Origin of the sequence: Ureibacillus aquaedulcis, from assembly GCF_030418165.1 — a bacterium.
Taxonomy (GTDB): Bacteria; Bacillota; Bacilli; order Bacillales_A; family Planococcaceae; genus Ureibacillus; species Ureibacillus aquaedulcis.
Window position 1 is genome coordinate 302,231 of record NZ_JAUHTQ010000003.1, and the last position, 25,094, is coordinate 327,324.

23 protein-coding genes are annotated in these 25,094 nt (G+C 41.4%); 1 reads left to right on the top strand and 22 read right to left on the bottom strand.

From position 1 onward, the window contains the following. Positions 1-253 precede the first annotated feature (253 nt). From QYB95_RS06265 to lplA, 20 genes are all read right to left on the bottom strand, one after another. On the bottom strand, positions 254-1,792 hold the full coding sequence (locus QYB95_RS06265) for an acyl-CoA carboxylase subunit beta (protein ID WP_301137430.1): 1,539 nt from the start codon (positions 1,790-1,792) through the stop codon (positions 254-256). Between the two features lie 15 nt (positions 1,793-1,807). Next, entirely contained in the window at positions 1,808-2,587 is a 780-nt protein-coding gene (locus QYB95_RS06270) for an enoyl-CoA hydratase (protein WP_301137431.1), read from the bottom strand. Next, positions 2,572-3,492 carry a hydroxymethylglutaryl-CoA lyase gene (locus tag QYB95_RS06275; RefSeq protein WP_301137432.1) on the bottom strand — a complete coding sequence of 307 codons (921 nt, stop codon included), beginning with the start codon at positions 3,490-3,492 and terminating at the stop codon, positions 2,572-2,574. The genes QYB95_RS06270 and QYB95_RS06275 overlap by 16 nt, the downstream gene beginning before the upstream one ends. 13 nt (positions 3,493-3,505) lie before the next feature. After that, positions 3,506-3,718 (bottom strand): acetyl-CoA carboxylase biotin carboxyl carrier protein subunit, encoded by a 213-nt coding sequence (locus QYB95_RS06280; RefSeq protein ID WP_301137433.1) that lies wholly within the window; start codon positions 3,716-3,718, stop codon positions 3,506-3,508. A gap of 93 nt (positions 3,719-3,811) precedes the next feature. After that, positions 3,812-5,173: an acetyl-CoA carboxylase biotin carboxylase subunit gene (locus QYB95_RS06285; protein WP_301137434.1), complete on the bottom strand. Its 1,362-nt coding sequence runs from the start codon at positions 5,171-5,173 to the stop codon at positions 3,812-3,814. Between the two features lie 12 nt (positions 5,174-5,185). Next, entirely contained in the window at positions 5,186-6,829 is a 1,644-nt protein-coding gene (locus QYB95_RS06290; protein ID WP_301137435.1) for an AMP-binding protein, read from the bottom strand. Between the two features lie 33 nt (positions 6,830-6,862). Then, positions 6,863-8,005, bottom strand: coding sequence for an acyl-CoA dehydrogenase family protein (locus QYB95_RS06295; protein ID WP_301137436.1), 1,143 nt, complete (start codon positions 8,003-8,005; stop codon positions 6,863-6,865). A gap of 96 nt (positions 8,006-8,101) precedes the next feature. Further along, on the bottom strand, positions 8,102-8,713 hold the full coding sequence (locus QYB95_RS06300) for a TetR/AcrR family transcriptional regulator (protein WP_345783709.1): 612 nt from the start codon (positions 8,711-8,713) through the stop codon (positions 8,102-8,104). A 178-nt stretch (positions 8,714-8,891) separates the two neighbouring features. Further along, a complete protein-coding gene (locus QYB95_RS06305) occupies positions 8,892-9,545 on the bottom strand; it encodes a CoA transferase subunit B (RefSeq protein ID WP_301137438.1) in 654 nt (217 codons plus the stop codon). Beyond that, positions 9,542-10,249, bottom strand: coding sequence for a CoA transferase subunit A (locus QYB95_RS06310; RefSeq protein WP_301137439.1), 708 nt, complete (start codon positions 10,247-10,249; stop codon positions 9,542-9,544). The genes QYB95_RS06305 and QYB95_RS06310 overlap by 4 nt, the downstream gene beginning before the upstream one ends. 255 nt (positions 10,250-10,504) lie before the next feature. After that, a complete protein-coding gene (cccB, locus tag QYB95_RS06315; RefSeq protein ID WP_301137440.1) occupies positions 10,505-10,888 on the bottom strand; it encodes a cytochrome c551 in 384 nt (127 codons plus the stop codon). 58 nt (positions 10,889-10,946) lie between these two features. Then, complete coding sequence (locus QYB95_RS06320; protein WP_301137441.1) at positions 10,947-11,813, bottom strand: YitT family protein; 867 nt, start codon at positions 11,811-11,813, stop codon at positions 10,947-10,949. 330 nt (positions 11,814-12,143) lie between these two features. Next, positions 12,144-12,611, bottom strand: a complete 468-nt coding sequence (locus tag QYB95_RS06325; protein WP_301137442.1) for an S-ribosylhomocysteine lyase — start codon at positions 12,609-12,611, stop codon at positions 12,144-12,146. 125 nt (positions 12,612-12,736) lie between these two features. Beyond that, a complete protein-coding gene (locus QYB95_RS06330) occupies positions 12,737-14,734 on the bottom strand; it encodes a S9 family peptidase (protein ID WP_301137443.1) in 1,998 nt (665 codons plus the stop codon). 200 nt (positions 14,735-14,934) lie between these two features. Then, on the bottom strand, positions 14,935-16,485 hold the full coding sequence (locus QYB95_RS06335; protein WP_301137444.1) for a fatty acid--CoA ligase family protein: 1,551 nt from the start codon (positions 16,483-16,485) through the stop codon (positions 14,935-14,937). A gap of 184 nt (positions 16,486-16,669) precedes the next feature. After that, positions 16,670-18,601, bottom strand: a complete 1,932-nt coding sequence (locus QYB95_RS06340) for an FtsX-like permease family protein (protein ID WP_301137445.1) — start codon at positions 18,599-18,601, stop codon at positions 16,670-16,672. Next, the gene (locus QYB95_RS06345) at positions 18,573-19,349 is read right to left on the bottom strand and encodes an ABC transporter ATP-binding protein (RefSeq protein ID WP_301137446.1); all 777 of its coding nucleotides are present in this window, start codon (positions 19,347-19,349) and stop codon (positions 18,573-18,575) included. The genes QYB95_RS06340 and QYB95_RS06345 overlap by 29 nt, the downstream gene beginning before the upstream one ends. Positions 19,350-19,399: 50 nt before the next feature. Further along, positions 19,400-20,380 (bottom strand): sensor histidine kinase, encoded by a 981-nt coding sequence (locus tag QYB95_RS06350; RefSeq protein ID WP_301137447.1) that lies wholly within the window; start codon positions 20,378-20,380, stop codon positions 19,400-19,402. Beyond that, complete coding sequence (locus tag QYB95_RS06355; protein WP_301137448.1) at positions 20,381-21,085, bottom strand: response regulator transcription factor; 705 nt, start codon at positions 21,083-21,085, stop codon at positions 20,381-20,383. A gap of 251 nt (positions 21,086-21,336) precedes the next feature. Then, a complete protein-coding gene (lplA, locus tag QYB95_RS06360; RefSeq protein ID WP_301137449.1) occupies positions 21,337-22,329 on the bottom strand; it encodes a lipoate--protein ligase in 993 nt (330 codons plus the stop codon). Between the two features lie 267 nt (positions 22,330-22,596). On the opposite strand from lplA, the gene yhfH reads away from it, so the two are divergent. Beyond that, entirely contained in the window at positions 22,597-22,722 is a 126-nt protein-coding gene (yhfH, locus tag QYB95_RS06365; protein ID WP_107933720.1) for a protein YhfH, read from the top strand. A gap of 168 nt (positions 22,723-22,890) precedes the next feature. Here yhfH and QYB95_RS06370 read toward each other — a convergent pair whose 3' ends face one another. Continuing rightward, complete coding sequence (locus QYB95_RS06370; RefSeq protein WP_301137450.1) at positions 22,891-23,454, bottom strand: FixH family protein; 564 nt, start codon at positions 23,452-23,454, stop codon at positions 22,891-22,893. A gap of 211 nt (positions 23,455-23,665) precedes the next feature. Next, positions 23,666-25,081 carry a protoporphyrinogen oxidase gene (gene hemG / locus QYB95_RS06375; protein WP_301137451.1) on the bottom strand — a complete coding sequence of 472 codons (1,416 nt, stop codon included), beginning with the start codon at positions 25,079-25,081 and terminating at the stop codon, positions 23,666-23,668. Positions 25,082-25,094: the final 13 nt, after the last annotated feature.

Consider the following 25,094-nt stretch of genomic DNA (forward strand, 5'->3'; position numbering starts at 1 on the left):
TCTATTTTAACATGTCAGGGATAGATTGTATTTAATTTAATCTCCTCCCTTAGCTGAGAGGAGATCGAATTTGCATTGCCTGCTGCGAAAAGACCGCCGTTAACTGATTAGCTGCTTTCGGGTGCGGATATGAATCGAATCGTTCTCGGTTTTTTTACTTTTCATACAAAAAAAGAAGGTATCTCAATTATGGTTGAGACACCTCCTATGCACCATATGCTTTATTCTCATTCAAAAAGCTTTTTCGAAACCCTTATACCGGGCTGACGCCATGTTTGCGCTCTGTGAATGTCAGTTTCTTCGTTTTATAAGCATCTAAACGAAGCTCCAATGTCCTACGCAACTCGTTCGGTTCGATAACATCGTCAATAATTAATTCGGATGCCAGACGGTACACATCAATTTCTTTTCGGTACTCTTCACGCTGCTGTTCAATAAATGCGGCTTGCTCCTCTTTTGGCAGAGCTGCAATTTTATTGGCATATACTGCGTTAACGGCCGCTTCCGGACCCATTACAGCGATTTGTGCGCCGGTCAGTGCTATACATACATCCGGTTCAAACGCTGGGCCGGCCATCGCATACAGACCTGCACCATATGCCTTTCGAACAATGACCGTAATCTTCGGCACAGTTGCCTCGCTCATTGCAAAAATCATTTTCGCACCGTGGCGAATAATCCCCATCTTCTCCACCTGTGTTCCAATCATGAATCCAGGCACATCTGCCAGGAAAATAAGCGGAATGTGGAAGGCATCACATAAGCTGATGAATTTCGCCGCCTTATCTGCGGAATCATGGAACAGTACGCCGCCTTTTACTCGTGGTTGGTTGGCAATAATGCCGACAGACTGGCCTTTGATGCGGGCAAAGCCGGTGATGATTTCAGCTGCGAACAGCTTCTTCACTTCACAAAATGAACCTTCATCGATAATCCGATTAATCAATTCGTACATATTGAATGCCGCATTCTGGTTCGCAGGGATGATTTCCTCAATAGACTTCTCGAATGACGCGGGTAGTTTTGGCTCCTCCAGGTCCGGCTTGTTCTTGAAGTTATCCGGGAAATAGCTAATATATTGCCTTGCATAGGCAATGGCCTCTTCCTCCGTTTTTGCAAGAACATCGCCGCAGCCCGAAATCGAACAATGCATTTTCGCTCCGCCCATTGTTTCAAGATCCACCTTTTCCCCAATGACCATTTCTGCCATACGAGGCGAGCCCAAATACATGGAAGCATTCCCTTCCACCATCACAACAACATCACAGAAGGCAGGAATATATGCGCCACCCGCTGCTGATGGACCGAATAATAGACAGATTTGCGGGATGCGGCCCGACAGTTTCACTTGGTTATAAAAAATCCTGCCCGCTCCCCGGCGTCCAGGGAACATCTCCAACTGGTCCGTAATCCGCGCACCCGCCGAGTCCACCAAGTAAAAGAGGGGAACGCCCAATTTTTCTGCGGTCTCCTGGATGCGTATGATTTTCTCAACGGTCCTCTTGCCCCATGAACCTGCTTTGACTGTTGAATCATTTGCCATTACACACACAGTGCGTCCGTGAATTTTCCCGATACCCGTGACGACGCCATCTGCCGGCAGGTCGCCTGCAAGTACATTGGCAAACGTTCCATCCTCGCTCATTAACCCCTCATCAAAAAGAAGCTCCAGGCGTTCGCGAACAAACAATTTCCCCTGTTCCTTGTTCTTCTCGTGATATTTATCTTGACCGCCCTTCAGCACGGCATCCTTCATTTCCTGATAATTCGTATCTGCTGTTAGTTTTGCCATTTCTCCCATCCCCCTTTATTTGCCATAATAGACTGGTAAGCGTTTTTCCTGAAAAGCCTTCAGTCCTTCCAGTCGGTCTTCGGTTTGAAGTAATCGGCTATAAGCTAATGATTCGATCTGCAGTCCGGTCGATATATCCGTTTGCATGCCTTGATTGATGGCAGTTTTGGCCTGAATGAGTGACAGTGGCGCATTTTTCCCAATCTCGTGTGCTAGAAGCTTTGCTTGATTAAGCAACTCTTGAGGTTCCACAATGTGCTCAATAATTCCATAATGGTAGGCTTCCTCCGCTGATAATCGACGTGCTGTATAAATTAGCTCCTTCGCCTTCCCCATCCCGATAAGACGCGGTAGACGCTGTGTCCCTCCTGCACCCGGAATGATACCCAAGGCTGTTTCCGTCAATCCAAGTTTTGCCGTGCTGCTAGCCATTCGAATATCACATGCAAGTGCCAGTTCAAGGCCTCCGCCGAATGCAACGCCATTTATCGCAGCGATGACCGGCTGTGCAAGCGCTTCGAAATGATTTACGGTTTTCCCGATCAATGCAATGGTTTTACGAGTCTCTTCTTCATTCATTCCTTTGCGTTCCTTCAGGTCTGCCCCCGCACAAAATGCCTTTTCCCCGGTACCTGTAACAATAACCGCGCGGATGGAACGATCATAGTGGATCTCTTCCAGCACTTCGTTGATTTCAATCAGCATTTGAAGGGATAAGGCATTGGCGGCCTCACCTCTGTTCAGCATGACAACAGCTACACCATCTTGTACCTCTACTGTTACGAAATTCGGCATGTTCCTTCCTCCCCTCGCGCAATTGCCACCAACTTGGATGATAGTTTTTTACCTACAATTCCCTCCATATAGAGAGCTGTTTTCTGGATTTTCTCCAGGTTGACTCCTGTTTCGATTCCCATTTCATGCAATAAATACAAGAGATCCTCTGTTGCCACATTACCCGATGCTCCTTTGGCATACGGGCAGCCACCAAGTCCACCAATGGCACTATCAAATTTGGTAATTCCATGTGCCAGGCTTGTCATAATATTTGCCAATGCCGTACCACGGGTATCGTGAAAATGCATCGCCAGTTTTTCAGCACTAAAATGACGCAGCATTTCATGCAGCAGGGCATCCACCTGTGTCGGCACCCCGACGCCGATTGTATCCCCAAGAGAGATTTCCGAAATGCCCATATCAAACAATTTTTCCGCCACGTATACGACTTGCTCAGGTTTCGTATAGCCATCATAAGGACAAGCAATGACTGTAGAAATATATCCCCTTACCGTCTTGCCGGCAGCTAAAGCGCCATCAACCACTTCTTTTAAAACTGGAAACGTCTCGTCAATCGACTTATTGATGTTCGATTTGTTATGACCCTCACTTGCTGACATAAAGACACTTACGTCATCGACATCAGCTTGGATTGCCCTTTCCAGCCCCTTGCTGTTCGGTACTAGCGCAGCGTAAGTCACATCGGTGTTTCGCTTCATTTCTTTCAATACCTCTACAGCATCTGCTAATTGCGGAATCCATTTTGGATGCACGAAGCTCGTCACTTCAATATAACTAAGTCCAGTTTCACTTAATTGATTCACTAGATTGACCTTGTCATCGGTCGGTATGAACATCATTTCATTTTGCAATCCATCCCTTGGTCCTACTTCTTTTATTTGAACTTGCTTCGGCAGCTGCATGAGCGACACTCCCTTATTCGATTTCCATTAGATCGTCATCTACGTTGATAAAATCACCTTCTGCAATAATGATTCGCTTTACCGTCCCCGCTTCTTCTGCAGCAATAGGGATCTCCATTTTCATGGACTCCAGGATCACAACGTCCTGATCGGCTGCCACTTGCTCGCCTTCTGAAACCAAAACCTTCCATACTGTTCCTGCCATACTTGCTTTCACTATTGTCATATATTATCCCTCCGCGTAAAATAGAATGCGAGAGAAGCGGCACGTAGTAGATGTGTTCTCGCCAAAGTTCAATCTTTCGCGCCTCTTCTCCATTTATTTACCGACTGTAGTCGCTTTTGGTAAATAATATTCCTCTACAAACTTCGTCGTTGTCACACCTGACAGGAACTGCTCATGTGTCACCGTTTTTAACAGCATTGGAATGTTTGTTTGGATCCCCTCGACTACATAGCCCCTTAAGGCATCTGCCAGTCTTGTACATGCTTCCTCCCGTGTTGCGCCAAATACTACTAATTTCGCAATCATTGGATCATAGAACGGTGTAACATCGCTTCCGGTTTCCACCGCAATCTCATGTCGAATCCCTTCGCCCTCTGGTAATTCAAGTTTCGTGATTTTTCCTGGAGATGGGAAGAATGTCACTGGATGTTCTGCGTAAATTCGCACCTCGATTGCATGGCCATTTTTTTGAATGTCCTCTCGTGTGAAAGCAAGTTTCTCGCCTTTCGCCACTTTCAGCTGCTGCTCCACAAGATCAAGTCCCGTAATCTCCTCGGTTACCGGGTGCTCTACTTGTAATCTAGTATTCATTTCAAGGAAGTAGAAGTTTTGGTCACGGTCTACCAGAAATTCAATTGTTCCTGCATTTGTGTAGCCGATATGCTTTGCTGCATCTACTGCCGCATCGAGCATTTTCTTGCGCGTTTCTTCTGATATAAATGGCGAAGGTGCTTCCTCAACAACCTTCTGATTGCGCCTTTGGATGGAGCATTCGCGCTCAAATACCGGCACAACATTTCCATATGCATCAGCCAGCACCTGCACTTCAATATGATGCGGTTCTGCAATGAACTTTTCGATAAACATGGTGCCGTCTCCGAAGAAGCTTTGTGCACGTTTTTGATTGCCCTCAAATGCTTTGCGCAGCTCCTCCTCATTATTGACTAGCTGCATTCCAATGCCCCCGCCGCCAGCTGAAGCCTTCAGCATAACAGGATAGCCAATCTCCTCTGCAATTTTCGAAGCTTCATCCGTGTCAGCGATTGGTTCATTGACTCCCTGCACAATCGGCACTCCTGCCTGTTGCATTGCTTTTCGAGCCTCCAGCTTGCTGCCCATTGTTTGAATGACATTTGATTTTGGCCCAATGAACGTCAACCCTGCTTCTTCTACTCGTTTTGCAAAGGAGGCATTTTCGGATAATAATCCGTAGCCCGGGTGTACAGCATCTGTACCGGTTTCCTTTGCCACATCCAGGATAGCCTCAATATTCAAATAGCTTTGTGCAACTGGTGGTTTACCGATGCAGAAGCTTTCTGTTGCCTCTTTCACATGAAGACTATCCTTATCGGCCTCTGAATAAATTGCTACCGTTTCAATGCCTAGTCTTTTGCAAGTTCTTATGACGCGTCTTGCGATTTCTCCTCGGTTGGCGATGAGTACTTTTTTGAACATATTCGAACCCCCCTATTGCAAAGATTTGACGAAACCTTTGAATTGTTCGCGTAGTTTGAATTTTTGTATTTTGCCTGAAGCTGTCATTGGATAGCTGTCGATGAACAGGATATACCGGGGAATCTTGTACCTTGATATTTTTCCAGTGCAAAATTCCTTTATTTCCTCTTCGGTTGCTGACTGTCCTTCTTTTAAGATAATCCATGCTACTGCTTCCTCACCGTACTTCTCATCGGGTACCCCTGTTACCTGCACATCGAGCACTTTTGGATGTTGGTAGAGGAATTCTTCTATCTCACGTGGATAGATGTTTTCTCCACCACGAATAATCATATCCTTCAGTCGGCCGGTCACTCGAACATATCCATTTTCGTCCATTGTGCCAAGGTCGCCGGTATGAAGCCAGTTGTCGCTGTCAATTGCTTCTTCCGTTGCTGCTGGGTTATTATAGTAACCTTTCATGACAACGTATCCTCGAGCACAAATTTCCCCTTGCTCGCCTCTAGGAAGCTCCTCATTTGTACCAGGCTTCACAATTTTCACTTCCACATTCGGTAAAGCGCGGCCAACCGTCTCTACTTTAAGGTCCAGTGGGTCATTTGCCCTTGTCTGTGTAATTACTGGCGACGACTCAGTCTGACCATAGCAGATTGTTACGTCTTCCATTCCCATTATGTTGATGACGCCCCTCATGACTTCAATTGGACAGTTGGATCCTGCCATGACGCCCGTTCTTAACGTTGATAAGTCAAATTCCTTAATATTCGGTAAATTCAGCTCGCTGATAAACATCGTCGGTACCCCATGAAGCGCGGTACATTTTTCTTTTTCAACAGTTCTAAGTACTTCCTCTGGATGAAATTCCTGTACAGGTACCATCGTGCCGCCAGCTGAAACGATGGCTAAAGTACCGATTACGCATCCGAAACAATGAAAAAATGGTACAGGGATGCAAAGGCGGTCTTCATGTGTCAGTTTCATGCACTCTGCGATATTAATCGCATTGTTGATTAGATTGGAATGTCTGAGCATAACACCTTTCGGGAAACCAGTCGTCCCTGATGTATACTGAATATTGATGACATCATCATATGTCAGGGATTGTTTCCGCACTTCTAACTGTTCATCGGATACCTCGCTGCCATTCGCCAAGAATTCTTCATAGCTTAGCGTTCCGGGAAATTTCTTATCACTGATTACAACTACTGTTTTCAAGAGCGGCAGGCGGGAACTTTGCAAATGACCAGGCTGACAGTCTTTCAACTCCGGACACAGTTCATAGATTGTATCGATAAATGAATGGTCTCGATATTGGTCGATTAATATAATGGCCCTTGAATCAGATTGCTTGAGTAAAAATTCTAATTCACTGCTGCGGTAATTCGTATTGACCGTTACAAGCGGCGCCCCCATCTTGCCAGATCCGAATTGAAGCCCTGGCCACTGATGTACGTTTGTAGTCCATACCGAGAAGTGATGTCCTTTTTCAAGTCCTATCGCCATTAGCGCTTTTGCCACCAAGTCACTGTGTTCATTAAACTGTGCATAGGTCATACGCAAGTTCTGGTTTGTATAAACCAATGCTTCTCTTTCTGGATACTTCCGGGACTTCTCATCCAGCAACTCCCCAATCGTTTGATAAACCAATTCTGCCATGCCCATTCCTCCCATTATTTATTTGTCAAAGAACTAACAGCCTAATACTCGTGATATAACAACACGCTGGATTTCGGATGTCCCTTCCCCGATTTCCATCAGTTTGATATCGCGCAAATGACGTTCAACATCGTATTCCGCCATATAGCCATAACCGCCATGAATTTGAATTGCCTGGTTGCAAGTGCGGAAGCCCATCTCGGAAGCAAACAGCTTTGCGAATGCCGCTTCTTTTTTGAACGGCTTACCTTGGTCCTTCAACCATGCCGCTTTCATTACCATATTGCGGGCCAGCTCGATTTCCATTGCCATATCAGCCAATTTAAACTGGATTGCCTGCAACTTGGAGATGGATTGCCCAAATTGTACACGTTCCTTTGAATATTGCAGTGCCTTTTCAAATGCCGATTGAGCAATGCCGACTGAAAGTGCAGCAATTGAAATTCGCCCGCCATCCAGCGTATTTAGGAACTGTCCGAACCCTTTCTTTTCATCCCCCAGAACATTTTCTCTTGGTACTCGGACGTTTTCCAAAATAATTTCACATGTATTCGATGCACGAACACCCATTTTTTGATAATCGGATCGAATCGTTACACCAGGTGTGTCGGTTGGAACAATGATGGCAGTGATAATGTTTTTACCTCGATCATCCTTGCCTGTGACTGCTGTCACAACAACCTGGCGTGCATAGCCCGCATTTGTAATCCAGCACTTTTCACCGTTAATAACCCATTCTTCACCGTCGATGTAAGCCTTTGTCCTTGTGCCGCCCGCATCTGATCCTGCATTTGGTTCTGTCAGTCCAAAAGAACCAAGTGTCTTTCCTTGTGCCATTGGAACGAGATATTCTTGTTTTTGCTCTTCTGTTCCAAAGTTGTAGAAGGGTGTTGCTCCTAAGCTGACAGCAGCTGCATAGCTCAATCCTGTGCCTCCACATGCACGGCCGATTTCTTCCACGGCCAATGCATAGGAAATTGTATCTCCTCCTGAACCGCCGTATTCCTCAGGAAACGGGATTCCGAATAAGCCAAGCTCCGCCATTTTATCAAAGCTTTCTTTTCTAAATTCATGCTTTTCATCCAGCTCGCGTGCATAAGGAGCGATTTCTGCTTGGGCAAACTCTTTTACCATATCCTTAATCATTTGCTGTTCTTTTGTCAGTTCAAAATTCATCCCTTAATCCCCCTTGTTTTCCAAACACTTGGTAGTACCGACTAGTCGGTTTGTACAATATTTATAAAAAACCAGGCTCTGGTGACTGGCTAGGACTTACATGACGTATTTTTTGTCTATAGCTTCCTGGATGCCTTCATCCGTCAAAATCCCTCTTAGAATCAAATCATTGAAATGGAGTGTAATTTGCTCCATTGTCAGGCTGCCGTTTTGCCGGTACCATTTATATGTCCAATTCACCAATCCTATGATGGCCATTGTTGTAATGGTGGTAGAAATATTAGGCCGAAAGTGTCCACTGTTCTTTCCGTCTTCAATCACCTGTTCGATCAGCTTACGGTATTCGGTCCGTTTCTCCTTGATGATATTCTTTAAATCCTGGGGTAAATAGGTACTTTCATCATAAAAGACGCTGATATGCCGCTGGTAGACATCAAATACATTTGTAAACGCATACAACATGGCACGCACTTTATCGATTGGTGTATCATTTTGGTCATATGCTTTTTTCGTTTCCTTTAACACATGAGAAATGAATACATCATGTATTTCATATAACAAAGCATCCTTGGATTTAAATTTATGATAAAATCCTCCCTTGGATGTCCCGGCTGTTTCAACAATTTCGTCTACCGACACGCCGTGGTATCCCTTTTGTTGAAATAAATCCAGCGCTGTTTCAATAATCCTCTCTTTCAATGATTGCACGGCCAACGTTGCTTCCCTCCTTCATCAATCACCCCTTGGACATTAAGTCATTTTTTCAGCGAAAATGCGTATATTCTCTAGATTTTGTATAAATCTACTATTTTGAATATAGCAAACCTGGAATTTTGAATCTAGTAAAAAGTCAAAAGAATCTTCGAAAAGGATATTTTTTTCTGCTTTAAGCATAGCTTTTTAGATTTTCACTAATTTTGAAATCAGCCTCGGTTTTTTCGCTGATTTCCTCAACCGATACACCAGATGCTGTTTCAATAAGCACCATGCCTTCCTCCGTAAAGTCAAAGACAGCCAAATCCGTAATAAGTCGGTGAACGACACGCTTCCCGGTCAATGGCAGCGTACACTGCTTTTTAATCTTGGATTCTCCGTACTTTGAAACATGTTCCATGATGACGATAACCCGCTTTGCCCCTTGCACAAGATCCATCGCCCCACCCATGCCTTTAACCATCTTGCCGGGAATCATCCAGTTCGCCAAATCCCCTTCTTGCGAAACTTCCATTCCTCCCAGTATTGCCACATCGATATGGCCACCCCGAATCATGGCAAAGCTTTCTGCACTATCAAAGAAGGATGCGCCCGGTACAGTTGTTACCGTCTCTTTCCCTGCATTGATCAAATCAGGATCTACATCGCTTTCAAAAGGATAAGGGCCAATGCCCAATAGTCCATTTTCCGATTGAAGCAATACCTGATAATCACTTGGAATTTCATTGGCCACCAAAGTCGGCATACCAATCCCCAGATTAACATTCATACCATTTTCGATTTCCTGGACTGCGCGTTTGACAATTCGCGTTTTAACGTTCGTCATCCAATCGCCTCCTCGACTCTTGTTGTGCGTTTCTCGATTTTCTTTTCGTAGGCTTCCCCTAGAATGACATGCTGGACAAATACTGCCGGTGTATGAATCTCATCCGGGTCCAGTTCGCCCACCTCGACAATTTCTTCAACCTCAGCAATTGTAACTTTCCCCGCTGTAGCCATTATTGGGTTGAAATTACGAGCTGTCTTCCGGTAGACCAGATTCCCGAGTTTATCAGCTTTCCAAGCTTTGATAAAAGCAAAATCGCCAGTAATTGCTCGTTCCTCGATATATTCCTTGCCATCAAACACCTTTACAGGCTTTCCTTCTGCAACCGGTGTTCCAACCCCTGTGGCTGTATAGAATGCCGGAATTCCTGCTCCGCCCGCTCGAATCCGTTCTGCCAGTGTCCCCTGAGGTGTAAGCTCCACGTCTAGCTCACCACTTAGATATTGCTGCTCAAAGATTTTGTTTTCGCCTACGTAGGAAGAAACCATTTTTTTGATTTGTTTGTTCGCCAGCAGTAATCCCAAACCCCAGTCATCAACACCGCAATTATTGCTCACGACCGTCAGATCTTTAACGCCTTTTTGACGAATAGCCTCTATTGCTTTCTCTGGAATACCGCAAAGCCCAAAGCCGCCAACCAGAATAACAGCCCCATCTTGTACGCCTTCTACTATTTCATGTATCATTTTCTCTGTTTTATTCACAAAATACCTCCTTTAGCTAAATTTACCTCTATTATAAACATAAGATTTCAAACTAGTAAACTAGTATATTCTAAATTTTAATACTCTGCTGACATTGGTTCATCCAGACTAATAAATCGCGCCTAATTATTTTATGAGTGATCAGCTGTAATTTATGAATCCAACATTTGCAGAGCAAAGAAATTTTTAAACACAAAAAAAGACAAAGCCATTCAAAAAGATGACTTTGTCTTATATTCAATATTGAATTAGAACTTATTTTTGTTGTGCTAACCAAGCCGCCGCTGCTTCTGCTTCTTCACCTTCTAGTAAGCCACCTGGCATTCCACCCTGACCATTTACGATAACATCATGAATTTCATCTTCAGAAAGACGACCACCTACATCTGCTAATGAAGGTGCATTACCCACACCTTCCAAGTTACCGCCATGACAAGAGATACAAGTTGATTTAACGAGGCCTTCACCTTGATCAGCACCCGCGCCACCAGCAGTATCACCCGTATCTGTTGCTTCGTCTGTTGCTTTATCTTCCGTAGCTGTGTCTGTACCAGTGTCTGTTGCTTCGTCGCCACCGCCACCACAAGCAGCCAGGAATAATGCTGAACCGAAGATTAGTGCTAACATTGCTTTTTTCATTTGAACCCCTCCAAAAAAATAAATAAAAATACGGTTAACATTGTTAAGTATACCAAAGTTATACTCGTTTGAAACCTTCACCCAGTACTTCATAAGCATCGGAAACAATCACAAACGCAGCTGGATCAACCGTTTTGATGATTTGTTTCAGCTTTGTGAATTCCGATTGATACACTACGACCATCAGCATCAGGCGTTCTTCACCGGTATATCCCCCAAATGCAGGAACCTTTGTAACTCCTCGATCAATATCCGCGTAAATGGCATCGCGGATTTCATCTTGCCTGTTAGAAATTATATACACCATTTTTGATTGGCTGAAACCTAACTGAACAATGTCAATTGTCTTTGTCGTTACAAAAAGTCCAATTAATGCATACAAGCCCTTTTCTAAATCAAAAACCAGTGCTGCACTAATCGCAATAATACCGTCAATCAAAAGAACACTTGTCCCTAATGTGAGTCCAGTGTACTTCGTAATAATCTGGGCTAATAAATCGGTACCGCCAGTAGAAGCATTCCCTTTAAATACAAAACCAATACCTAAACCAACAATAATTCCGCCAAAAAGAGCGGCTAATAACGCATTTGTTGTTAAAGCACCTATATTTGCAAATACAATAACAAAGAATGGCAATGCTAAAGTACCCACAAAAGATTTTAGTCCGAAATTTTTTCCTAGGACGAATACACCTGCAATAAACAGCGGAATATTAAAAGCATATTGAACAATACCTGCATTCCATCCAAAAAGACCATTCAAGATGGTACTAATCCCACTGACGCCTCCGGAAGCTACTTGATTGGGGAATAAAAATGCATTGAATCCAAATGCTATAACAGCTGCTCCAAGAAGTACATAAATGTATTCCTGAATTATATCTTTTGTAGAATTGGATATATTATTCTTATTAATTTTACTCATATATTTCCTCACTCACATAAATTCTCGTTTTCAAAATTTCTCCTGCATGATTATAACAAACAACTTGAAAAAAGAGAACTTTAGCAAGATGAAGGAAATTTGCCAATTCAAATGGAGGCATATTTAATTGTTTTGAATTAAAGATCGTCGTAATAACCACCGCTTTACTACCGTTCCATTCAGTTCTCCTCTTGAATCGTCCTAGTTAACCCTTACCACCGTTTGATGTTTTCTAATAATTATTTTCTTAACGCTTTTTGATAAAAGTCCACCATCCTAACAAATAAAAAAAGACAGCCCTACAATAGGACTGTCCCGTAAAGATGAGTTTTAGTCTTCCTTGAAAATCGTCGACCACTCGTTGCGTTTTTCGAGCATTTCTGTTGCTAATTCCTTGGCGCCTTCCAAGCTATGGTTAGCGGCCCAACCACATTGCACTTCGTTGCATGCAGGTACTTCTGTTGCGTTTACAACATCTTGTAGAGTATTTTCCAGAATAGTTAATACTTCATCATAATTATCATGATTGATCATTGTTAGGTAAAAACCAGTTTGGCATCCCATTGGGCTCATATCTACAACGTGATCAGTATGGTTGCGGATATTCTCTGCCATTAGATGCTCAATCGAGTGAAGGGCATCCATTTTCATGTGTTCGATATTTGGCTGTTTGAATCGAACGTCATATTTTCGAACAACATCCCCATTTTGACCTTCCTTCATTCCTGCAAGGCGGACATATGGTGCTGCCACTTTTGTATGGTCTAAGTTAAAACTTTCAACATTCATTTTAGTCATTTTTCTAACCTCATTTCCAAGTGTCGTAGATTGTTAAAGCAATCCTTGAGTAGTTTAGCATTACTTCTTCATTCTACAGTAGATATCTATTTTTTTCACTGATAGGAATGGTCAAATTATTAACTCTATCCTAAATATTGTTCAAACCATGACACAATTTGATCTAAACGTTCAATTCGTAGATTTGGAGTGCCTGTACGAGACAAATTATGGTTATTGTCCGGGAAGCGAACAAAGCTTGTTTCTTTCCCCATTGATTTTAACGTAATAAATAACTGTTCCGCTTGCTCGATCGGGCAACGGAAATCTAATTCACTATGCAAGATCAGAAGCGGTGTGTCGATATTCTTAGCATATTTTAACGGGGAATGCTCCCATAGTTTTTCCGGGTCCACCATATCTGTACCGATTTGCCATGGCGTGAAATAATAACCGATATCCGAGACACCAAAGAAACTTACCCAGTTTGAAATACTGCGCTGTGTTACCGCTGCTTTGAAACGGTTTGTATGCCCAACGATCCAGTTGGTCATGAACCCGCCATAACTGCCACCTGTAACACCCAGACGCGTCTCGTCAATCCATGTTTCCTCCCCTAGGACGAAGTCAAGTCCAGCCATAATATCCTCGTAATCGCCGCCACCATAATCACCGCGTACACCATTGACAAACTCCTGGCTATAGCCATGGCTTCCACGCGGATTTACATATAGGACACCATATCCTTGTGCCGCCAGCAATTGAAGTTCGTGGAAGAAGGAGTTCGCATACATCGTATGAGGCCCGCCATGAATTTCAACAACTAAAGGATATTTTTTATTTTCTTCAAAATTAGCAGGCTTCATCAACCAACCATGCACTTGCAGGTCATTTGTACTCTCATAGACAATCGGCTCTGGTTTTGAAAGAATTACTTCATTTAACCATTCATCATTAAAATGAGTAACTTGCTTTCTCTCACCTTTTGCAATTTCATAAACAAATAGCTCACCCGGGAAGGTCGGGTTCGATACTGCGATGATCGCAAATTGGCCATCCTTGGAAACTGTATAATCATAGACATGCTCACCCTCTGGAGAAGCAGGATAAATCGCCCCTTCTAAACTAGCATAATAAAGCTGCACATCTCCTAGGTTTGAAAGCTGGAAGTATAAATCATTTGCTTGCGTCCAAACAATGCTTGGAGCATCTATCCCTTGCTGCGTATCCGCAACCGCATAATCACCAACAGGGCAATCAATACTCTCTGTTAAATTTTGAGTCGTGCCGCTTTCGATATCATAAATATAAACATGGGAATGTGTTGCATTTTTGAATGCGGCATCACTGCCTGAATAGGCAATGTATCTGCCATCATATGAAAATTTCGCGCCACCATAATAGCCCTCATGATTCACTAATACTGTTTCCTCTTTCGTTTCGACATCTACCATGATTAATGGCTGACTAAAATTATAATCATCCTGCTCTTCACGGTTTACACCGATGATCACTTTTGTACCATCAGGTGAAATGTCATATAACGAATGAGAGTGGGTTCCTTCAGAAAATTGCTCGATGGATTCATCGTTTAAAGAAAGAATCGCAATTTGAGTGTGGACTCCTTGTTTTTTTAATCCATGTCCTTTCACCCCATCTGCTTTATACCGCATTTTATCTACTATATAAGCTTTTGGCTGTTCTTTATCTTCTTTCTCTTTTTCGGCTTGATCCGTAAATGAAGCATCCTCTTTCAAACTGCCTGTAATCCAGATTTTCTCCCCGCATGGAGACCATGAAAAGGAGTTGATGCCCGATTCTAGGTTGGTAATTTTTCTAGCTTCGCCACCACTTTTATTGATCATGTATAATTGGCTTTTTTCATTGCGATTGGAGATGAAAGCTACCTGTTCACCATTTGGCGACCATTTTGGCGAGGAAATGCGTTCATTCCCAAAAGTCCACTGTGTTACCTTTTCCGTCTCCACATCTAAGTGGAAAATCTCCGAGAAATATTGATTTTCCTTTTCATCTATCTTTGTCTTGATAAATACAGCTTCTTTGTCATTTGGAGAAAGCTGTGGGTTTGAAACAGATTGAATTTTAAATAAATCCTCTTTTTCTAATAATCTTTTTTCTACCATCTTTTCCACCCTTTCAAAATAGTATTTCGATTTCCGTAATATAAATTTTATCATTACTCTACCCTATGTCAAACAATTTTTAAAAATCAAAATTATTTAGGTGCAAGCCACACAAATAATTTCCAATATGCACAATTTGCTGGCACTCATACAATTTAAAAAAGCGGTGTCCCCATTACCGAGACACCACTTACAATATGTTATTTAGCTTTTACGATTTCTTTTAGGGAACGACGCAGGATTTTTCCAGTTGAGCTTTTTGGAAGTTCATCTAGTAGGTCAATTACGTGCGGTACTTTATATTTTACAAGTCGCTGTGCGCAGAATTCCTTGAGCTCTTCTACAGTCGTGCTGTTATCTTTTAATACTACATAAGCATGTACTGCTTCTCCTAGGTTGACATCTGGAGACCCAACAACAGCTGCTTCGACTACATTTGGATGTGTAAATAATACTTCCTCAACTTCACGTGGATAGACATTGAATCCTCCGACGATAATCATGTCTTTCTTGCGATCAACAATATAGAAATAGCCATCTTCATCCTTTTTCGCCAAATCGCCTGTGTACAGCCATTCGCCCCTTATAGCATTTGCTGTTTCTTCCGGCATTTTGTAATAGCCCTTCATTACATTTGGCCCCCGAACAATTAACTCGCCAACTTCACCTATAGGCACTTCTGTTCCATACTCATCGACAACTTTGTTTTCCACATTCAAGATGCACGTTCCAATAGACCCCGCTTTGCGTTCTCGATCAAGTGGATTAAAACATGTTACAGGTGAGGCCTCGGAAAGACCATATCCTTCAGAAACTTTTACTTTAAACTTCTCTTCGAAATCTTCAAGTACTTGAATCGGCAATGGAGCTCCTCCAGATACTGCCAGCCTTAAACTAGAGAATTGCGCAGCATCCCCATCATATTGGTAGAGGAAATTATACATCGTCGGTACGCCGGCAAAAACAGTCGCTTTTTGATTTCCTGCGAGTTCATAAATCTCGCCTGGACTAAAACGAGGCGCCAACAAAACGGTAGCTCCTTGAAGAAGTGGTGCATTCACGACTACTGTCAAGGCAAATACATGAAATACCGGCAATGTTGCGATGACACGATCATCGGGAGTCATGCCCAGGTATTCGCCCACATCACGAGCGTTTGAATACAAATTGCGATGTGTCAGCATGGCACCCTTCGGATAGCCTGTAGTTCCTGATGTATATAGAATAATGGCTACATCCTCTTCATCTACTTTGACTGGGTCAACCCCTTCAGCATTTGATGCAAGAATTTGAGTGAAAGACTTAGTTTTCTCTTTCGCACCATTTGATAGCGCATTCAATTTTACATCAGCTTCTTCACTTGTTTCACAAATGATATAGTTTTCTACCTGTGGCAATACTTTCACCCCTGCTTCCACTAAAGGCAGCAACAAATCAAGTGCAATAACAGTTTTTACGTCACCGTTTTGAAGGATATAAGCAATCTCATCTTGCGTGTACATCGGATTTACAGGAATTGCAGTTGCTCCGATTCGCATCGTGGCATACAACGAGATTAAAAAATGTGGTGTATTTCCTAACAAAAACGCCACATGGTCCCCTTTTTCTAACCCTAGTTGCCTAAGACCTGCTGCAAATCTACTAACAGTTTGTTCAAATTCACCGTATGTAGCATCTCTCCCTAAAAAATGATATGCATGTTTTTCGGGTTGTTCCAATGCGGTTTGTCGAACACATTCAACTAAATTCAAAACACCCATCCCCCTTTGCATTTGACCCCATTTACTATAAAAATGTAAACAAAGCAAAAATGAATATCTATTCATTTACCAAATATTATAAAATAAATATATTGATAAAACAATAGAATTCTGTACTTTATGTCCCATTTTTTATCGAAAAACAAACATTATTCTACATATAACATTTTTCTTATTAATCTCTAACATGTGCAATATATCGCCAGCGAATTAAATTATAGTAAATAATCTCTATAAGTATTAAAAACCCAAATGCAAAAACAACCTCTTTTACAATGGAGACATTGGCAAAGTTTTTCAAAATATTCTGCAGTGCGAAAAACGCAAACAGACTGTGGCATAGAGCTACACCCCATGGCAGGAAAAATTGAGGAAATAGCAGCTTTGTTACTAAAGATTTCAACTCATGATTTGATATCCCCATACGTTTCAAGACATCAAATTTTTTCTTCTCCGCCTCCAGGCTCGTATGAAGTTTGAAGTAAATAAAGCTTCCAGCAGCCAATAAAAAGACGGCTGCTACCAATAACCCTAATAACGTAAATAATGAATAAGTGGATAGTATATATGAATAGTTTAACCCTGCATTCTCATAGTAATATGGTAGTTTGTACTCCTCCTTCAGAGACTCTTCGGATACTTCCTGTTGAAGAGCTACTCCTACACCCTCCGCTTCCACCCATTGCGGAATATCAAAAGCAAACAAGTGGTACCCTGGTTCCTCATGCGGAAAACTACTATACGGCTTTACTAATCTTCTAAAATCTACATCACTTATAATTATCGAATTCAAGCTGACGATAGATGAAGGAAAAATAAGCTCGGGATATACTTGATCAATCGTGATTTCAACATCATTTTCAAGCAACACGGTTTCTACCCTTTTCTTTGACAATTCTTTGATCGAATCCTCGGAATAGGGAATAAACATCGCTTCCCCTCTGGCCAAACGAACTAACGGATAGCCATAAGAAACGAGCAAATTATTGATATCCGACTCTTTAAAAACCTCTACTTCAAACTTTGTAAAGGAAGATGTCTGTTTTAATACTGTAAATCGTGTTAATTGATAAGATAATTCCTTTTCCTCCAATTCACTTACAAGGGAGGAAATATGCTCGTTCTCTTTTGGATTATCAATATGTCCTTTATAAATCAACCCTAGAGGATTTAACTTATCATACTGAGAGGTATAAGATGATAATGTTGCAAGTAAACCAATCGATAAGAAAGCCAATGTCGTTACAATGGTCATGACAAAAAACATCTTTCCATTGTTTTTCAGGACAAAGGACTGTTCCGCCATGGGCAGCATTCTCGATTTCTTCCAATAGATAAACCTTCTATTTTTTATTCTGTCAACGAAATACTGCGTCGTATCGGTAAAGAACAAATAAGTACCCAGTATGATCAAGAATGGAATAAATACCGAAAAAATAATCATCGTGGATCTCGTAGTTAACAGTGCGAGTACATATCCGCCAAGAATTAGAACAATGCCAAGAATGGCTTTTCCCTTCGTAAAGTCGACATCGATTTGAATCGTTTTGTACCTATTCAGCAAATCAATAACTTTTCTTTCAGGCGAAAAATGAACACTAAAAAGTGATATAAGAATGAATGCACTAAAATAAACAGCAATGGTTAATAAAAACGGCTCCCAGGAAAGATATAGCGGCAAATCTTCCAGCATCAAAATTTCCCGGACAATCATAAAGAAAAATTTCGAGAAGGCATATCCAAAGACAATACCAAGTATGATGGAGATTGAACCGATTATGATGGTTTCAAGAAAGACCAACCGCGATAGCTGTCTTCTTTCCATGCCTAAGTGAAGAAGAATGGCAAATTCCTTGGCTCTTGCCTCTAAAAAAGCCTTCATGGAGTAAAAGATAAAAAACCAGGAAAATACGACCAATATAATTTCAGCCACAACCATCCATATAATTGGCACATTCCCTAAAAATCCATCCTCGATTTCAGGATGAAACATCAACATGGAATAGATAAAAAATACGAATACCGAAAAAAAACTCGCCATAAAATAGGCCGCATAGACTCGGATATTTCGAATGACATTACGGTAAGCGAATTGATGAAAGGTCACCTACTTGTCCTCCCCCCAATAAACTAAGTACATTCAGGATTCGCTGGAAAAATGTTTGCCGTCTGTCATCGCGATGAATTTCATTGAAAAACTCCCCATCTTTTATAAACAATACCCGATCACAATAACTGGCAGCTATTGGATCATGCGTTACCATAACGATGGTTGCTTGTCTTTCTCTATTAATATTGCTTAACAATTCAAGTACTTCCCGTGTATTGTTCGAATCCAAGTTACCTGTTGGTTCATCCGCCAAAATGATTGCCGGTTCGTGGATTAGCGCCCTTGCAATTGCCACTCGCTGTGCTTGTCCACCCGAAATCTCATTTGGCCGTTTATGCAGGATGGTAGTCAAATCCAGCCTTTCCGCCAGAACTCCTAAACGTTCCTCCATAACACTTATCGGTTTTTGGTCCAACGTTAGAGGAAGCACTACGTTTTCTTCTACCGTCAGTGTAGGCAATAAATTAAAATCCTGAAAGACAAAACCAAGCTCCCGTCTTCTAAAGTAAGCCAGCTCTGTACTATTTAAATTTTGCGGTTTCATCTCATTGAAAATAATTTCACCGGATGTTGGCCGGTCAATAGTTGAAATAAGATTGAGCAGGGTGGATTTCCCACTTCCGGAGGGTCCCATCACAGCTAGAAACTCTCCCTTATCAACTTCGAAAGAAAGCTGGTTCAGTGCACGGTTTGTCACTTTTCCTTCATATACCTTTGTCACATCTTGTACATGTAATACTGACATCGTTTCATCCCTCTTTATCGTTAAGTTCATTTTGGAAGAGTAAATTGTATTTACTGAAATGTAAGAGTTATCGTCGTCCCTGCCCCTACTTCAGATTCGATTTCGAATTTATGGCCTAGCTTTTCACAGATTTCACTTGCCAAATATAGACCCATACCAGTGGATTCACCCGTTTTCCGGCCATTTTCCCCTGTGAAGAAAGCTTTTGTGACCCTCGTTAAATCAGATTTAGGAATCCCGATTCCTTCATCACGAATCGTTAACTTTACTTCCGAATCGACTTTTGTTGCCGAGATGATAATATGCTTATTTTGTTCAAACGTATATTTTACGGCATTTGTAATAAACTGCCCCAAAATAAATTTTAGCCATTTTGAATCACTCGCAACGGCTAATTCCTCATCAATATGTGTTTCCGGGAATACACGATTTGTAATAAATAAACGCTTATTCTCATTGATCGTTGCATTTACTATTTGTTTTAGATAGACCTGTTCAACCTGCATATCGTCCTCGAACTTTTCAAGCCGCGCATTCATTAACACCAATTCAAGCCCTCTTTTGATTCGATCTACTTCTTCCTGCACACTTTTCTTATCTAGCGGCCCTTCTTCCTGAAGCAAGAGCTCCAATACGGAAACAGGCGTCTTCATTTGGTGTATCCATTGATTCAGGAATTTTTCCTGCCGGTTTTGGGAGGCATACAGTGCCTGCACCTCATGCTGATAAACGCGGTATAATTCATGCAGGTAGCTTTCGGTTTGGATATGCTCCGGTGATTTTGCATTTTTTTGCAATGCATCGTCCATTGTCCGGGGCAAACAGCTGATTTTATTTAGGTAGCTTTGTCTTCTAAAATACCGAAAGCCCAAAAATGAGATGATCAGAATAAAACTAATAATTATCGTGTAAATTGCGGTACTCATATTACGAAAGCCATCCAGCCAGTACAGCGACAAGATAAAAAGTACAATCACTACTTCAAACAATACGAAGGAGATATGCTCCTTTATAAATAGCTTCAATCCCATTTACTCTTCCTCCGTATTAAGAACGAAGCGATAACCGGCTCCTCGCACCGTTTCTATTACAGAACATACACCGTAATCGGCTAATTTTTTCCTTACACGCGTCATATTTACATTAAGCGTATTTTCATCTACAAAGGCTTGATCATCCCAAAGCGCTTCAAGTAACTTTTCCCTGGAAACTACCTTTGGGGCCTGGCCCATCAGCAAGTCCAAAATAATGCATTCCTTCTTTTGCAAGGGAATCTCGATACTCTTTTTATGCAGCTCCATACGCTCAAGGTATAAAGTAAGCTGGCCTAAAGAAATTGTTCTTTCTTCCTGCCTTGAAGAGTATTCACCATAGGATCTTCTTAAATGGCTCCGAATCTTGGCCAGGACAATTTCATAATTGAATGGCTTAGTGATAAAATCATCGCCACCATTTTCCAACGCGAAAATTTGGTCCATTTCCCCTGAGCGGGCCGAGATGAAGATGATCGGGCATTTTGTATGCTGTCTCAATTGCCTGCACCAATAATACCCATCATAGGAAGGCAAATTAATATCCAGCAAAATAATGTGAGGCGCAAAGGCTACGGTTTCTTCCACGATTCCTTCAAAGTTCTGAACGATTTCGACCTCATATTGATATTTTCTTAATGTATCCGCTAAAAGTGAGGCGATCTTTTGATCATCCTCCACTATAAAAATCCTTGTCGTTTCCATATTCATTCCCCCATTCATAACCGGAATGTTGTATTTATTTTATTTATAAAGCACGAACTACTTCCGTGTCTTTTATGATTATCTAATAGTTATATCCATGATGATTACATACTACTTTAACAGTGTATCAAAAAAGAGGTCCTCCATAAACAGCAGGTGCGCCCAAGCAATTCATTTTGCAAGCTAATTTACTACTAAAAGTATCTCCGCAGACAAAAAAAATGACTCTAAGATTAGAGTCACCTTTACTTTTAGTAAATTAATTTCAGGAAGTCTTCTTTTGTAACAGCACCAAAATAGTGTGCTGTATCGATTTCACCTATCGCTTCTGCAATGCTTGTGCGGTCATACTTCACGCCGACCAAAAGTTTCTCGATGTCTGCAACATCTCCAACACCAAAGAAGTCGCCAAAAATTTTGATTTCTTCAATAATCCCTTTATTTACCTCAAGACGAATGTCAATGCCTCCAGATGGGAAGCGATGCGTTTTTTGGATATTGAAGCGTGGGGATTTCCCGTAGTTCCAATCCCATTTTTGGTAACGCTGTTCTGAAATTTCATGGATTTTTTTCCAATCTTCCTCGGTTAGCTCATAGTACTGAATGTTCTCTTCGCCGCCAAAGATCGATTTGAGGATTTCCGTTCTAAACTCTTCAATGGTCATTGGCTCTTTCAGGTAATCCGAGATATTCCCTACACGTGAGCGAACAGATTTAATCCCTTTTGATTCAATCTTATCTTTTTTTACTTTCAATGAGGATGCTACCGCATCAACATCTGTTTTAAACAATAATGTACCGTGGCTGAACATGCGTCCTCTAGTTGCATATTGTGCATTCCCAGAAACTTTTCGCCCTTCTGCCAAGATATCATTTCGCCCTGATAGTTCTGCATTGACCCCCAATTTTTCCAATGCATCCACAACGGGCTGTGTGAACTTCTTATAATTGTGGAAGCTGTTTCCATCATCTTTTGTTAAGAAGCTGAAGTTCAAATTATTTAAATCATGGTAGACCGCTCCACCACCAGACAAACGTCTTACTACAATGATGCCATTCTCTTCAACATAATCTGTATTGATTTCTTCGATTGTGTTCTGGTTTTTCCCAATGATGATGGACGGTTGATTGATATAGAACAGTAGGAAATCATCTTTTTCAATATCCATATTTCTTAGGACAAATTCTTCAATCGCCAAATTTATGCGTGGGTCTGTAATCCCCTTGTTATCAACAAAATACATGGTCTTCACTCCTCTATAGCCTTTATTTTACACGAAAAAAAAAGAAAATCACGATATATGCCGTTTATAATATATATCTCTGATTTTTGTCTCTTTGACAACTATACTAGTTAAAAATAAAAAGAACCTTTACATATCATCCAAAAATTTATTTCAAAAAAATATATATTAATAGGCACATATGTATTGACGAACACAAACTGTTATAATACAATTAGAAATATCAAATCAGTAATATAACAGATGTCCAAAAGGAGGGGCGAAGGCATGTTAGAAAACGTTGTTGAGTTTTTCAAGAATTTACCGGATAAAGTATGTGTTCAGTGTGGAGATAAGATTGAAGAACAAAGCGAATGCTACAGCAGCAATTGCGAAAAATGTAACGCTCTATAGTCGTCGTCAGTCGTTTTATTATTGAATTTGGACCCTCATCTAAGAACAGGTGAGCCTATAAGTAAACTGCTTACACAACAAACCCCTCAAAGCTCGCTCATGCTTTGAGGGGTTTTTCGTTGCTGTTATATTGTTGTGCAGAAAAAATCCGTTTTCTATTAAATTTCTTTATTCGTGATCGTGCTCACTATCTTCTGTGGAATTATGCTCAGTGTGGTTCATTTCCGCTTCTGTTTCTGAAGTATTCCCATGAGTGTCCCCATGTCCTTCCATATTCATATCCATAGAATTGTCGCTATCGTCTTCTTTTACTTGGCTCATATCCGGTTCGCCTACAATAATTTGTTGTTTCGGCATTACGTGTAATCCACGCGCCGTTGTATGAGCAAACATATAATAAACTCCATCATGATCAAAAGTGATATCTGCTTTATAAACCCCATCAGCATCGAATTCGCCGTCAATCATTTGTCCATCATCGCGGTAACCAGATTCCCACACCTCAAACTCAACGGAATCTGCGTCATTCACATTTTCTTTATTCTGCGTTATATGGGCTGCTAGTTCTACCGTTTCGTTTACCGCTACTTTCTCCGGTGTTAGGATATCTACTACAACTTCCAAAGCTGCAGCATCGATTGGCACTTCATTTGTGTCGACTTCCGGCTCATTTGATGAGCAACCTACCAATAATGCTGGCACTGCTATTAAACTTAGTAACCATTTTTTCATTGCTATTTCCTCCATCGCCATTATGTGTGCTAATTTTTGTCTTATTCATCACTATTCTAGTCAAAATGGGAATGTTTGAACCACCATTAGTATAACGCACTCGCCCAAAAATACTACCGATAAAATTGTGAACTATCTCAGGACCATTTGTTCTTGCAAAGGTTCTACAAAAAAAGAGTTGTCTCAATATTTCTGAGGCAACTCTTTTTTATCAGGCATTCTGCAATTCAAACATTTCCTTCAACAAGTCCAAAGCGACATTTTTACCCTGCAATACACAATCAGGCACACTTATTCCCTCGTATGAACTGCCGACAAGCTTCACATTTGGAAATTCAGCATATAAATATTGTTTCATTTCCTCCATACGTTTGTCATGGCCTACTGTATATTGGGGCATGGATTCCTTCCAGCGTGAAACAACTGTAAACAAGGGTGCTTCTTCTAATCCAATTGCTTTCTCGAGATCTTTCAATACAGTCTTTTCGATATCGCTATCCGATAGCTCAACAATCGCTTCATCGCCCACTCGTCCAATGTATACACGCAATAAATCATAACCTTCTGGAGCAACATCATTCCATTTATGATTACACCATGTACATGTCGTAATGGCAAAGTCGCTATTTCTCGAAACAAAAAAGTTCATGGCGTCTTTATATTTTTTTGATTCTCCCTGTTTAAAAGCCAACGTAACGGTTGCAATTGTTGCATATTGCATTTTAGGAAGTCCATCAAATAGGCCTGAATGATCTAATACCTCTTTTGCTATATTAAACGGTGTGGTCATAATAACCGCGTCACATTTAATTGGTGCAATGTTATTGGAAAATATTTGAACAGTCCCATCATTCAATCGATCGATCGACTCTACCTTTACACCTTTTAGTATTGAACTTGCATCCAATTGAGAGGACAATGATTCAATTAAGGTTTCTAATCCATTGTGGAATGTCTGGTATCTTTCGATATGGTCGTTTCTTAATGTTTCACCTGATTTTCTCAAGCCAAGGATCAAGCTGCGATGTTGTTTCTCCAACTGATAAAACTGCGGGAACATCGCCTTAATGCTCAGGTGGTCGATATCACCTGCAAAAGTTCCTGCAAGTAATGGCTCTACCAGGTTTTCTACAACCTCTTTACCAAAGCGGCGTCTGAAGAAATCACCGATTGGTTCATCCTCGTCTTCTTTTATCTTCGGTAATAGTAAATCTCCTACAGCACGAAGCTTACCACTTAAGGAAAATAAACCAGAAGTAATGAATGAAGTGACTTCAAGTCCGCCGAACATTAACAAATTCGGTATGGGATGCAGATTACTGCCTACTGCAACAAAGGTGCGCCCATCGTTATTTGGAATCATCTGTTGTTCGATTCCTAGATCCTTCGCCAACTCGCGAACACTATTTTTATAATCTACAAAAGATTCGGGACCACGTTCAACGATAAATCCTTCTTTTCGCAGTGTCTGGATTTTTCCGCCTAAACGTAAAGTAGATTCGATTAATACAACATCTACCGGCAGATTGTTCAGCTGTGCTGACCTTTGTAGATAGTATGCTGCAGTTAACCCAGTGACGCCTCCACCAATTATAGCAACTTTTCGTCTCTCCCCTGTCACCCTCATCACACTTCCTACA